This is a genomic window from bacterium, from assembly GCA_019637795.1.
Classification (GTDB): Bacteria; Desulfobacterota; Binatia; order HRBIN30; family CADEER01; genus JAHBUY01.
Genome location: JAHBUY010000002.1, coordinates 526753 through 540318, shown reverse-complemented (window position 1 = coordinate 540318; position 13566 = coordinate 526753). Strand labels below are relative to the sequence as shown.

The 13566-nt window shown below is 71.2% G+C and carries 10 protein-coding genes; 6 read left to right on the top strand and 4 right to left on the bottom strand.

Features of this window, described 5'->3' with window-relative positions; genetic code table 11:
• Positions 1–2 precede the first annotated feature (2 nt).
• The 3 genes from KF840_07620 (at position 3) to KF840_07610 (ending at position 2762) form a co-directional block, all read left to right on the top strand.
• On the top strand, positions 3–836 hold the full coding sequence (locus tag KF840_07620; protein MBX3024763.1) for a peptidyl-prolyl cis-trans isomerase: 834 nt from the start codon (positions 3–5) through the stop codon (positions 834–836).
• A gap of 71 nt (positions 837–907) precedes the next feature.
• A complete protein-coding gene (locus tag KF840_07615; protein MBX3024762.1) occupies positions 908–1543 on the top strand; it encodes a class I SAM-dependent methyltransferase in 636 nt (211 codons plus the stop codon).
• Between the two features lie 40 nt (positions 1544–1583).
• The gene (locus KF840_07610) at positions 1584–2762 is read left to right on the top strand and encodes a DUF839 domain-containing protein (GenBank protein MBX3024761.1); all 1179 of its coding nucleotides are present in this window, start codon (positions 1584–1586) and stop codon (positions 2760–2762) included.
• Positions 2763–2776: 14 nt separating this feature from the next.
• Here KF840_07610 and KF840_07605 read toward each other — a convergent pair whose 3' ends face one another.
• The 3 genes from KF840_07605 to KF840_07595 form a co-directional block, all read right to left on the bottom strand.
• Complete coding sequence (locus KF840_07605; GenBank protein MBX3024760.1) at positions 2777–4027, bottom strand: sodium:proton antiporter; 1251 nt, start codon at positions 4025–4027, stop codon at positions 2777–2779.
• A 125-nt stretch (positions 4028–4152) separates the two neighbouring features.
• A complete protein-coding gene (locus KF840_07600) occupies positions 4153–6120 on the bottom strand; it encodes a hypothetical protein (protein MBX3024759.1) in 1968 nt (655 codons plus the stop codon).
• A 100-nt stretch (positions 6121–6220) separates the two neighbouring features.
• Positions 6221–6883, bottom strand: a complete 663-nt coding sequence (locus tag KF840_07595) for a nitroreductase family protein (protein ID MBX3024758.1) — start codon at positions 6881–6883, stop codon at positions 6221–6223.
• Positions 6884–6972: 89 nt separating this feature from the next.
• Here KF840_07595 and KF840_07590 point away from each other — a divergent pair, with 89 nt between their 5' ends.
• From KF840_07590 to KF840_07580, 3 genes are all read left to right on the top strand, one after another.
• Positions 6973–9021, top strand: a complete 2049-nt coding sequence (locus tag KF840_07590; protein ID MBX3024757.1) for a thioredoxin domain-containing protein — start codon at positions 6973–6975, stop codon at positions 9019–9021.
• 24 nt (positions 9022–9045) lie between these two features.
• The gene (locus KF840_07585; GenBank protein MBX3024756.1) at positions 9046–10038 is read left to right on the top strand and encodes an LOG family protein; all 993 of its coding nucleotides are present in this window, start codon (positions 9046–9048) and stop codon (positions 10036–10038) included.
• 536 nt (positions 10039–10574) lie between these two features.
• Positions 10575–10982 (top strand): hypothetical protein, encoded by a 408-nt coding sequence (locus KF840_07580; protein MBX3024755.1) that lies wholly within the window; start codon positions 10575–10577, stop codon positions 10980–10982.
• A gap of 10 nt (positions 10983–10992) precedes the next feature.
• Here the strand turns inward: KF840_07580 and gyrA are convergent, their stop codons facing one another.
• On the bottom strand, positions 10993–13458 hold the full coding sequence (gene gyrA, locus KF840_07575; protein MBX3024754.1) for a DNA gyrase subunit A: 2466 nt from the start codon (positions 13456–13458) through the stop codon (positions 10993–10995).
• Between the last annotated feature and the right edge of the window lie 108 nt (positions 13459–13566).

Genomic DNA, 13566 nt, shown 5'->3' with positions numbered 1-13566 from the left:
GCGTGCGGGCGCCCGGATTGCGCTTCGCGCTCGCCGGCGCCGCGCTGTTCGTCGTCGTCGATCGCTCGCCGGCGCCCGCGCCGGCGACCCGAATTGCCGCGGACGCGAACGCCGGCGCCGCCGGCACCGACGACGCGCTGCTGTTCGATGTCGCCCTCGACGCAGCCGTCGATCGCACCGATCCCTTGGTGCGCGCGCGTCTGGCCAACCTCGGTCGCTATCTGTCGCTCGTTCCCGCCGCGGCGGACGACGGCGCGGCGGAGCGCGCCGCCCGCGCCCTCGGGCTGGTGCACTCCGATCCGATCATCCGCCGCCATCTCATCGACCTCATGCACCTGACGGCCAAGACGCTCCCGCCCTCGGCCTTGCCGAGCGAGGCGGAGCTGCGCGCGTACTACGACCAGCACCGCGACGACTACGCGCCGCCGCCGCGCGTCCGCCTCGCCCACGTCTACCTGAACCGCGATCGCCACGGCGCGCGCTTGGGCGAGGACGCCGGCGTGCTGGCGCTGCGTCTGCGCGACCAGGGCGCCGACGCCGGCAGCGGGCTCGGCGATCCGTTCGCGCGCGGCGCCCGGATCGGTCCGGCGACCGAGGCCGAGCTGACCCGCATCTTCGGCCCGGCCTTCGCCGCCGCCGCGCTGGCCCTGCCGCCGCGCCAATGGTCGGCGCCGATCGCCAGCTCGTACGGCCTGCACATCGTCTGGGTCGACGAGCGCCTCGCCGGCGCTCCGCCGCCCTTCGAGACGGTCCGCGGCCAGTTGCTGCACGCCTGGCTGCGCCAACGCCGCGCCGACCAGCTCGCCGCCAGCCTCTCCGCCCTGCGCGGCGGCTGACCCGACCGCCGCCGCGCGGCTCGTTCCACCAACCGCCGTGTGCTAGGCGCAGGGACATGAAGTTCATTCCGATGTCCGAGCCGCTGTACGACTACCTCGTCGCCCATGGGCACAACGGCGATCCGCTCCTCGCCGAGCTGGCGCGGGAAACCGAGGCGCTCGGGCCGATTGCGGTGATGCAGATCGCGCCGGAGCAGGGAACGCTGATGTCGATCCTGGTCGGCGCCATCGGCGCCACCTCGGCGATCGAGATCGGCACCTTCACCGGCTACAGCGCCCTGTGCGTCGCCCGCGCGCTCGGGCCGAATGGCCGCCTGCTCTGCTGCGACATCAGCGACGAATGGACCGCCATCGCCCGGCGCTACTGGGAGAAGGCCGGCGTCGCCGAGCGCATCGAGCTGCGGTTGGCGCCGGCGCTCGAGACGCTGCGCGCGCTCCCGGCCGACCGCACCTTCGACTTCGCCTTCATCGACGCCGACAAGGTCTCGTATCGCGACTACTACGAAGCCTTGCTGCCGCGCCTGCGCCGCAATGGGTTGCTCGTCTTCGACAACGTGCTGTGGATGGGACAGGTGCTCGACCGGGAGACGCCGTCGGACGACACCCGGGCGCTGCAGCAGCTCAACGATCACCTCGCCGCCGACCAGCGCGTCGAGGCGGTGATGATCTCGGTGTCGGACGGCCTCACCATCGTCCGCAAGCGCTGACGCGTCGGCGCCACCCCATGCCGCCGGCGAGCGTCCAGCCGTGACCCTGCTCTCGCGTCGCGCCGTCCTACGCGCCGCGCTCGGCGGCGCCGGCCTGGCGCTCACCGGCCCGTTGCTGCGGGCGCGCGCCGGCGCCGACCCGACGCCGCCGGCGCTGCAGCCGCCGGATGCCAACGGGCTCCGTCTCCTTCCCGGATTCACCTCGCGCATCGTGGCGCGCGCCGGCGAGCCGCCGGTGCGGGGCGGCCGCTATCGGTGGCACGCCTCGCCGGACGGCGGCGCCGTTTTCGCCGCACCACGCGGCGGCTGGGTGTACGTCTCCAACAGCGAGCTGAACTTCGGCCAGGGGGGCGCCGGCGCGCTGCGCTTCGACGCCGCCGGCACCGTGGTCGACGCCTACCCGATCCTGCACGGCACCTCGCTCAACTGCGCCGGCGGCGCGACCCCGTGGCGCACCTGGTTGTCGTGCGAGGAGTTCCCGCTCGGGCGGGTGTGGGAGTGCGACCCCTTCGGCAAGCGGCCCGGCATCGTGCGACCGGCGCTCGGCGTCTTCGCCCACGAGGCGGTGGCGGTGGATCCGGTCCGGCGCCAGCTCTACCTGACCGAGGACGCTCCCGACGGCCGCTTCTACCGCTTCACGCCGCATCAGGTGTTCCACTCGGGCGCCTACGATCTGGCCGACGGACTGCTCGAGGTCGCCGAGGTGCCTGACGGCGGCAGTCTGGTCAGCGGGCCGGTGAGCTGGCGTCCGGTGCCCGATCCGGGCGCCATCGCGGCCTCGACCTCGCAACAGGTGTCGACCAGCACGGCCTTCCCAGGGTCCGAGGGCATCGCCATCCACGACGACGTCGCCTACTTCACCACCAAGTACGACAATCGGGTCTGGGCGCTGGACCTCGCCCGACAGGCGATCGGCGTCCTCTACGACGACGACCGTTACGAAGACCCGGTGCTCACTGGCGTCGACAACGTCGCCATCTCGCCCGGCGGCTCGGTGCTGGTAGCCGAGGATGGCGGCGACATGCAGGTGGTCGCGATCGTGCCCGGCGGACCGGTGTATCCGATCGCCCAGGTCGTCGGTCACATCGACTCGGAGATCACCGGCCCGGCGTTCGACCCCTCCGGCACCCGCCTCTACTTCAGCTCGCAACGCGGCCCGGGCGGACTCATCACCCAGGGCATCACCTACGAAGTGCGCGGGCCGTTCGCGACGATCTGACGCGCCGCCCGGCGTCAGAGGATGAAGAGCATCACCGCCACGTAGACCGGGGCGAGGATCGCGATCGCGTAGCCGGCATAGGCGAGGAAATTCGGCATCGCGACGCGCGCCTCGCCCGCCGACTCGGCCACGGCTTTGACCAGCAGGTTGGGCCCGTTGCCGATGTAGGTGTTGGCGCCCATGAACACCGCGCCGACGCTGACCGCGGCGAGCAGCGCCGGGGCGTGCGCCGCGAGGACGCCCAGATCGCCGCCGGCGCCGGAACGCTCGGCCGCGAGATTGGCGAAGATCAGGTAGGTCGGCGCGTTGTCGAGGACGCTCGACAACACGCCGGTGAGCAGGAAGAGCCCGGTCGGCGACCCCACCGGCAGGTGCGGCGCGTGATGCCGCAGCGCCTCCAGCGCCGGCACCATGGTGATGAAGATGCCGAGGAAGAGCAGCGCGACCTCGCGCAGCGGGCCGTAGTGGAACGTGTTGGCCTCGCGCACGCGGGTCGGGGTGACGAACAGCGAGGTCGCGATGACCGCCGCGAACAGCAGCTCCCGCCACGGCGAGGGCGTGCCCGCCGCCGAGATGACGACGATGGCGAGCGCCAGTCCGATGTTGACCGCGCCGTCCATCTTGAGGTCGCTGCGCTCGATCTGGTCGCGCAGCAGGTCGGCGGCCGACTCGCGCTGGATCGTGCGGCTGTCCCAGAGGAAGAAGATCGTCAGCAAGAGCCCCTGTGCGATCAGCCAGGCGGGAAACAGCCGCAGCGTGAAGAAGAAGGGCACCCCGTTCAGGTAGCCGAGGTAGAGCGGCGGATCACCGAGGGGGGTGAGCAGGCCGCCGGTGTTCGACACCACCAGGATGAAGAAGATGACGATGTGCGTCTTGTGCTTGCGCTCGCGGTTGGCGTCGAGCAGCGGCCGGATGAGCAGCATCGAGGCGCCGGTGGTGCCAATCAGGCTCGCGGCGACGGCGCCGATGGCGAGGAACGCCACGTTCACCAGCGGCGTGCCGCGCGGGTTGCCGGAGATGTGGATGCCGCCGGCGGTGACGTAGAGCGCCGAGATCAGCGCGATGAAGGCGATGTATTCCTCGAGCCCTTCGGCGACCTCGGCGAGGTGGCCGGAGACCGCGGCGTCGGCGATCGCCGGGATCGCGCACGCCGCCGACAGGATCGCCGGGGCCAGCGGGTGCTCCCAGAGGTGGGGGATGAGCATCGGCATGAGGGCGATGCCCACCAGCATCGCCGCGAACGGCAGGATGTGCAGCAGATCCATATCTCTCCCAGGCCCACGGGATCCTCGCGCCCGTGTCGGCCTAGCAAGTTCGCGTCACGGACACGAGTCGGGCGGGTCGCATCGCGGCGCCAGCCGCTCGTCGGCCGCCGTGAGCCTCCCGCGGATCAGGGCGCGACGATCTCGGTGCCGCCGCTGAAGAGGAACTCCACCGCCTGGCGGCGCACGTCGTCGCGGGAGAGGATGCCGTGTCCGCCAGGCGGGTCGAACCGCCACAGGCCGCTGACGCCCCGCTGGTCGCGCTGGGGCGTCTGCGCGATCAGGCCGCCCGCCGCCGCCAACGCCTCGGTGCTCTCGTTGCTGACCAGCAGGTCGCCGATGCCCTCCTGGAGCAGAACCCGCCGCGGAGCATTGCCGGGGAGCGGATCGGCGCGCCAGCGGCGCGCGAAGTTCAGCGGGTCGGCGGGATCCAGCGCCTGCTGTCCGAGGGTCAGTATGCGCTGGATGAAGACCTCGAACCGCGGATCGCCGACCGGCAGCGCGGCCTGCTCGGCGAGCGCCGCCTGGTAGATCGGCCGCGTGCCGGGGTTGTCGCCGAGAAAGGCGACGCGGCCGCCGGCGACGTTCAGGACGGCGGCGTTCACCGTCGGCTCGAGGGCGATGAAGACGCTGCCGATGATTCCGCCGAGCGACACGCCGAGATAGCTGATGGGCTCTGCGACCAGGTCGGAGTGGCCGTCGCCGGTGACGTCGACGCCGTTGCGCAGCGCGCGCACCAGCGCCAGTTGGTCGACCACCGTCTGGCGGAAGAGGTCGCGCGTCTGCAGCGCGGTGGCGCGCAGCAGGTCGAGCGGGCTGCCGCGCCGTCCGTGCGACACCGCGTCGATGCCGATCGCCGCCAGGCCGTGCTGCGCCAGCAGGCCGGCGACGCTGAGCACGAAGCTCTGGTCGCCGGCGAAGCCGTGCTGGACCACGACCAGCGGGTGTGGGCCGTCGCCCCGCGGCACGGTGAGCAGGAAGTCCAGCATGGCGATGCGCGGCGCCGCCGTGCCGGCGAGGGCGGCCGGATCGAAGAGGCCGTCCGGGCCACGGAAGTCCGGCGCCGGGTAGACGCCGCGCGCCACCGCCGCGACGGCGGGATTGGCGGCGAGGAAATCGCGGTACGGACCGGCGGTGCCGGCGAAGATGCCGATCGCCAGGTCGTCGTCGGGATCGGGATCGACGAAGCTGACCCGTTCGATGCCGCCGCGCTCATCGAGCCGCCCTCGCGCCGCCAGCAGGTCGTCCTCGATGCGCTCGGTCGGGAACGAGATCGCCAGCGCCACCTGCGCTCGCGGCAGCCCCTGTCGCTCGAGCTGCGCCAGCAGCGGTTCCAGCGCCAGCACGCCATCGCTGCGGCGGACCAGCAGCACCGACGTCGGGTCGACCGTGGCGAGGTCGACGCTCGACGACAGCGCGATGCGAATCGGCGCCGTGGTGCTGAAGTCCCCGGCGGCGCCGATCGCGTCGGCCGCCTGGCGCAGCGCGGCGCGCGCCGGCGCGAGCTCGGGCACGTCCGCGAGACCACGCCGGGCGATGCGATCGGGAATGATCACCCCGCTGCCGGAGACGAGCCGCCCGTCGGGATACGGGTTCCCGTCGGCGGTCGGGTCGGCGTCGAAGAGCGCGGTGGGCCCCGCCCCCGGCAGCTCGGGAACGCCGCGCGCCAGGGCGAAATCCGGCGCGGCGCGCAGGGGGGCGCCGCCGGAATCGCGCACCGCGGTGGTCAGCACCACCGCGTAGACGCTGGCACCGCGGAGCGCGCGGTCGGGCGTGAGCAGAAGCGCCCCGTCCGCGATGGCCGCCGTGAACGGCAGAGGCGCCAGCGGACAGCCGTCGAGCGCGGCGGCGACGGCGCGCACCAACTCGGCGACGGTCACCATCCCGTCGCCGTCCGCATCCGCCGCCTCGCAGGCGCGTCCGTCGTCCCCTACCAACGCGCGCCGGACACCGGCCACCAACTCGTCCACGCTCACCACGTCATCGCCGTCGCAATCGCCGGGACAGCGGTCGAGCGCCGATGACGGATGCGCCCCCGACAACAGCGCCAGCGCCGAGATCAGCGCCGCGACGCGCAGGAAGCCATGCCGAGCCATGCCCGATTCCTATCCACCCGACTGCGGCGGTGGCAAATGACGTGGCGGGCCGCGCTCCCGCCCGGTCGCGGACGCTGAGAGCCGCGCCGGAGCACGGCTCTCATGGCTCGAAGGGCGTTCCCCAGTGGTCGTTGAACACCATCTCGGCGACCGGCTTGCGGCTCACCCGGCCGTGGCCGCGGCCCACCGGCCAGCCGATCGGCACGAAGGCGGCCGTCGCCCACGGCTCGGGAATCCGCAGCAGCGGTCGCACCTGCGCCTCGACCACGCAGAGCAGCGTGGTGAGCACGCAGCCGAGGCCCTCGGCGCGGCAGGCGAGCAGCAGGTTCTGCACCGCCGGGTAGATGCTCGCGCCGCCGACCACCGACGGCCGCGGCAGCGCCGAATCGGTGATCGTCAGGAGCTCGGGTTGGAAGCAGAACACCGCGATCACCGGCGCTTCGTGCAGGTGCGCGGCGAGGTGGTCGCCGGCGGCCAGCGCGCGCTCCCCCTTGGCGCGGCTCGCCTCGGGCAGACGCGCGATCTGCGCCCGCTGGCGAGCCGCGTATGGCGCCCACGGACCGGGGTAGAGCGCGCCCAGCGCCTGTTTGATCGCCGCATCGCGCACCGCGATGACGCGCCACGGCTGCCGGTTGCCGCCGGACGGCGCCCAGGTCGCGGCCTCGAGCACGCGCCGCAGCACCGGTTCGGGGACCGGATCGGGACGCAGCCGGCGCACCGCGCGCGTGCTCGCCAGCGCTTCGTAGAGACCGATGTCGCTCATGCCGCTCTCTACCGCACTCCGCTCCGTCCGGCACCAGCTTCATCCGGCCGCGCGGTTGACCAGCGGAGCCGGGTGCGGATGCTGATCGAATGAACGCCCACACCAATCGCCTGGCCGCCGAATCGAGCCCCTATCTTCGCCAGCACGCGCACAACCCGGTGGACTGGTATCCCTGGGGTCCGGAGGCCTTCGAGCGCGCCAGGCGCGAGCATCGGCCGGTGCTGCTGAGCATCGGCTACTCGGCGTGTCACTGGTGCCACGTGATGGAACGCGAGTCGTTCGAGAACCCGGCGATCGCGGCGCTGATGAACGAGCACTTCGTCAACATCAAGGTCGATCGCGAGGAACGCCCGGACGTCGATCACATCTACATGAACGCGGTGCAGCTCCTCACCGGACGGGGCGGCTGGCCGATGACCGTGTTTCTCACGCCGGCGGGCGAGCCGTTCTACGGCGGCACCTATTTCCCGCCCGAGGACCGGCACGGGCTGCCCGGCTTCCCCCGCCTGCTGACGGCGATCGCCGAGGCGTGGCGCGAGCGACCGGACGACGTGACGCGCTCGGTGCGCGACGTCCATGCCCGCCTGGAAGAGCTCGAGCGGCATCGACCGGCCGAGTCGCTACCCGGCGCGGAGACGGTGAGCGACGCGGTGGCGCAACTGGCGCGCGCCTACGACAGCGATCACGGCGGCATCGGCACGGCGCCGAAGTTTCCCAACACTGCCGTGTTCGACCTCTTCCTGCGCGCCGGCGCCCGCGCCGGTGACGGCGCCACCGTCGACATGACGCTGCACACCCTGCGCCGCATGGCGGAGGGCGGCATCTACGACCAGCTCGGCGGCGGCTTCCACCGCTACTCCGTCGACCAACGCTGGCTGGTGCCGCACTTCGAGAAGATGCTCTACGACAACGCCCAGCTCGTTCCGCTGTACCTGGCGGCGCACCAGCACACGGCGGATCCCTTCTTCGCCCGCATCGCGCGCGAGACCCTCGACTACGTGTTGCGCGAGATGCGCGATCCGGCCGGCGGTTTCTGGTCGACGCAGGACGCCGACAGCGAGGGCGAGGAGGGCCGCTTCTTCCTGTGGGACGAGCGCGAGGTGCTCGACCTCCTCGGCGACGAGGTCGGGGCCCTCGCCTGTCGCTACTGGGACGTGACGGCGTCCGGCAACTTCGAGCGCCGCAACATCCTGCACGTCGCCATCGGCGTCGAACAGCTCGCCCGGCTGCACGGGCGCGACGTGGACGAGGTGCGCCGCACCCTGGCGCAGGCCCGCGCCACCCTCTTCGCCGCTCGCGATCGGCGTGTCAGGCCGGGACTCGACAGCAAGATCCTGACCTCCTGGAACGGGCTCATGATCAGCGCCCTGGCGCGCGCCGCCGAGCTTTTCGACGACCCGCGCTACCGCCAGGCGGCGGTCGATGCGGTAGCGTTCGTCAATCGCGAGCTGCGCCGCGGCGAGCGGCTGCTCAGCACCTGGAAGGATGGCGTGGCCAAGCTCAACGGCTACCTCGACGACTACGTCTTCTTCGCCGCGGCGCTGCTCGACGTCTTCGAGGCCGTGCAGGAACGGCCGTACCTCGACCAGGCGGCCGGCCTGATGGACACCGTTCTGCGCCACTTCTGGGACGATGCGGCGGGCGGTTTCTTCTTCACCAGCGACGATCACGAGACGCTCATCGTGCGCAGCAAGCCGGCATTCGACGGCTCGATCCCGTCCGGCAACTCGGTCGCGGTGCTGACCCTGCTGCGGCTCGCGCACCTGCTCGACCGCGACGACTTCCGCGCGCGCGCCGAGGCCTGCCTGCGGCTGTTCGCCTCGCCCATGCGATCGCAACCGTTCGGCTTCGCGAATCTGCTGGCGGCGGTCGACTTCCATGCCCAGGGACCTTTCGAGATCGTGGTCGTCGCCCCGCCGCGGGCGGCGGAGACCGTCGAGCTGCTGGCGCGTCTGCGCCGACTCTACCTGCCGAATCGGACGTTGCTGGTGCTCGACCCGGCGGACCCGACGCCGCGGCCGGCGCTGCTCGCGGGCAAGAGCGCGGTCGGCGGCCAGCCGACGGTGTACGTCTGCCGCGACCGTACCTGCTCGCCGCCGGCGACCACATGGGACGACGTCGCGCGGCTGCTCGCCTGACCATGCGCCCGCCCGGAGGATACGATGCCGAGCTCCGAACCACGTGAAACCAGGCGCGGACGCGCGCGCGCCGCCCGTCTGGTCGCCGAAATCGTCCGCACCGGGCAGGCCTTCGAGGCGAGCGGCGCCAGCCTGGGCGACCTCAAGATCGTCGCCCGTTCCCTGGAGGAGATGCGGCGCGCGTTCGAGATGTTCGCGCCCTACCGCGGGGAACGGAAGGTCTCGACCTTCGGCTCGGCGCGCACCCAGGAGAGCGATCCCTTCTTCGTCACCGCCGAGCACTTCGCCCGCGCCATCGCCGAGCACGGCTTCATGGTGATCACCGGCGCCGGTGGCGGCATCATGGAGGCCTGCCAGCGCGGCGCCGGCCGCGAACGGAGTTTCGGAGTGAACATCCAACTGCCCTTCGAGCAGGGCGCCAATCCGATCATCCGCGACGATCCGAAGCTGCGGTCCTTCAGCTATTTCTTTACCCGCAAGCTGTTCTTCGTCCTCGAGGCGCATGCGGTGGTGCTCTTCCCCGGGGGCTTTGGGACGCAGGACGAGGGGTTCGAAACCCTGACCCTGCTGCAGACCGGCAAGTGCCAGATGATGCCGCTGGTGCTGCTCGACCAGCCGCGCGGCACCTATTGGAAGACCTGGCAGCGCTACGTCGAGGACCAGCTCCTGCGCCGGAACCTGATCTCGCCCGAGGACCTGCACCTCTACCTGGTCACCGACGACGTCGGTCGCGCGGTCGAGGAAATCACCCGCTTCTACCGCGTCTACCACTCCAGCCGCTACGTCGAGGACCTGCTGGTGATCCGCACCACGACGCCGCTGCCCGCCGAACGGCTGGTCGAGCTCAGCTACGAGTTCTCGCCGATCATCGTCCGCGGCAACATCGAGGCCTGCCCGCCCTTCGGCGTCGAGCGCGACGATCCCGCCACCCTGCACCTGCCGCGCATCGCCTTCCACTTCGACCGCCGCAGCTACGGCCTCCTGCGGCGCCTGATCAATCGCATCAACGAATCCTGACCCGGCCGCCCCGGGCGACCCGACGCGCGCCGCCGCCGTCACATCGGCGGCGACCCGAACAGCAGCCAGACCGCGGCAGCGATGATCGCGCCGAGCACAGCGCCGCGGACCAGGTTGTCCGGCACGCCGTGCTGTCTGGATCGCCGTTGCGCCCGGCGGCGCGGCCGACGAACGCGGCGCGGCGCGTTTCGGCCCGGCGCGCGCGGTTGCGCTTGCGGCCTGCGGCCGCTCGCGTTGCGCAACGACGGGCTCGGGCGCGTGCCCGACCGCAGACTTGGTCCCCCCACGGGGAGGACACGATGCACAGCCGATGCCACCGTGTCGCGCACGGCATCATCGATGGCGGACCCGCTGCGAAGTGACACGACACGGCATCTGACGCCGTCATGCGTCACCGACCGGTTCCGTTTCGCGGCGGTTCCGTTTCGCGTCACTACCGGCGGCGGGACGACACGTCCGCGCGCTCGTGGGCCGGCGCGAGGAAGGTCGCCGCGGGGGGTACGATCGACGCGCCGGAGCTGCTAGGGCGCCCAGCTATGGTTCGTGCAGGGCTGCTGATGCTGGTCGCGATCGGGCTGCAGGTCGCCGGCTGTGCGACGGTCACCGAGACCTGGGACTCCTGGTTCGGGGAGGAGCCGGCGCCGATGCCGGCGCCGGAGGTGGAGCGCGCCGACCTCTACTACGCGGCGACCGACGGGGTCGTCATGTACACGCTTCCCTCGGCCACGTCCGACGTCGTGGCGCGCCTGACCCTGCACCAACCGGTCACCCGGCTCAGCCTCACCCGCGGCTTCGCCAACGTGACCACGGAAGCCGGCCTGGTCGGCTGGGTCGACAACACCCAACTCCTCTGGCGCCTGCCGGCCACGCCGATTCCCACGCCGACGGACGCCCCGTCTGTCGAGGGCGGGGTGCCCGTCACGACCGTCACGCCGGCGTTCTGATCCGCCGCCGTCAGGCGGCCGGCGCGTCGGGCGGCGATTCGGCCTCGCCGTCCATCTCGGCGAGCGGCGCGACGCCGACCACCTTCTCGCCCTCTTCGAGGCCGATGAGGCGAACCCCCTGGGTATTGCGGCCGATCACCGAGATGTCGCGCACCGGCATGCGGATCACCTTGCCGGCATCGGTGATGAGCATGACGTCGTCGCCCTCGCGCACCAGACGCACGCCGACGACGCGGCCGACCTTGTCGGTCACGTTCATGGTGATGACGCCTTTGCCGCCGCGGTTGGTCAGCCGGTACTCGTCGATCTGGGTGCGCTTGCCGTAGCCCTTCTCGGCAACCGCGAGCAGGGTCGTGTCGGGGGTCACCACGTCGACCGCGACCAGGGCGTCGCCCTCCTCGAGGGTGATGCCGCGCACGCCGGCGGCGTTGCGGCCCATGGTGCGCACGTCCGACTCGCGGAAGCGGATCGCCTGTCCGTTGGCGGTGGAGAGAATGACCTCCTGGTCGCCGTCGGTGATGCGCACGCCGATCAGCTCGTCGCCGTCGTTGAGTTTGATGGCGATGATGCCGGAGGGGCGCGGATTGGCGTAGTCGTCGAGCGCCGTCTTCTTCACCGTGCCGTCCTTGGTGGCGAAGAGGACGTTGCGGCCGGGCGCGAATTCGCGCACCGTCAGGAAGGCGGACACCTTCTCGTGCTCGCGCAGGCTGAGCAGGTTGACGATCGCCTTGCCCCGCGCGGCGCGGCCGGCCTGCGGCAGCTCGTGCACCTTCATCCAGTACAGCTTGCCGAGGTTGGTGAAGACCAGGATGTAGGCGTGGGTCGAGGCGATGAAGAGATGCTCGATGAAGTCCTCGTCCTTGGTCGTCGCGCCGATCTTGCCGCGGCCGCCGCGCCGCTGGGCGCGGTATTCGGCGACCGGGTTCCGTTTGATGTAGCCCTCGTGGGACACCGTGACGACCACGTCCTCGTCGGCGATCAGATCCTCGATGCTGAGATCGGCGGACTCCTCGACGATGACCGTGCGGCGGGCGTCGCCGTACTGGGCGCGGACCTCGCGCAGCTCGGCGACGACGATCTTCGCCACCTCGCGCTCGTCGCCCAGGATCTCCTGGTAGCGGGCGATCAGCTTCAGGGTCTCGGCGTGCTCCTCGAGAATCTTGTCCCGCTCCATGTTGGTGAGGCGTTGCAGGCGCATGTCGAGGATCGCCTGGGCCTGCAGCTCGCTGAGCCCGAACTGGGTCATCAGCCCATCGCGGGCGGTGGCCGGATCGCTGGCGGCGCGGATCAGGGCGATGACCGCGTCGAGGTTCTCGATCGCGATCTTCAGGCCCTCGAGGATGTGCAGGCGCTCCTGCGCCTTGCGCAACTCGAAGACCGTGCGCCGGGTGACGACCTCCTTGCGGTGCTCGATGAACACCAGCAGCGCGTCGCGCAGGGTGAGCAGCTTCGGCCGGCCGCCGACGATAGCCAGCATGTTGATGCCGAAGGACTCCTGGAGCTGGCTGAGCTTGAAGAGCTGGTTCTGCACCACCTCGGGCACGGCGTCGCGCTTGAGCTCGATGACGACGCGCATGCCGTCGCGATCGGACTCGTCGCGCAGGTCGGAGATGCCGTCGATGCGCTTGTCGGTCACCAACTCGGCCATGCGCTCGATCAGGCGCGCCTTGTTCACCTGGTAGGGCAGCTCGCGGACGATCAGCCGGGTGCGCCCCTTGTCGCCGCCGTCCTCGATCTCGACCCTGGCGCGCACGGTGAGCACGCCGCGACCGGTGGTGTAGGCCTCGTGGATCGGGCCGCGGCCATGGATGAAGCCGGCGGTGGGGAAGTCCGGCCCCGGGATGTACTGCATGAGCTGCGCCGAGGTCAGCGTCGGTTGCTCGATCAGGGCGATGAGGCCGTCGACCACCTCGCCGAGATTGTGCGGCGGGATATTGGTGGCCATGCCGACGGCGATGCCCGAGGAGCCGTTGATGAGGAGGTTGGGAATGCGCGCCGGCAGGACCACCGGCTCCTGGGTCGACTCGTCGTAGTTGGGCGCGAAGTCGACCGTCTCCTTGTCGAGGTCCGCCAGCAGCTCGCTGGCGATGCGCGCCATGCGGATCTCGGTGTAGCGCATGGCCGCGGCGGGATCGCCGTCGACCGAACCGAAGTTGCCCTGGCCGTCGATCAGCGGGTAGCGCAGGGAGAAGTCCTGCACCATGCGGACGATGGTGTCGTAGACCGCGGCGTCGCCGTGCGGGTGGTACTTGCCGATCACGTCGCCGACGATGCGCGCCGACTTCTTGTACGGCCGGTTCCAGTCGTTGCTGAGGTCGTACATCGCGTACAACGCCCGGCGATGCACCGGCTTCAGTCCGTCGCGCGCGTCCGGTAGGGCGCGCGCGATGATGACGGACATGGCGTAGTCCATGAAGGACTGCCGCATCTCGTCTTCGATCGCGACGGGAATTCGATCTCCCTTGGGTTCTGCCATGCTGTTCCTTGCGTCCTACGGTTCATGCCCGACCCCCGGGGTCGGCGCCGTCGTGTCGGCGCCGTTGAACCCAGGCGTCGTCGTTCGACTCCACGGGCGCCGACGGAC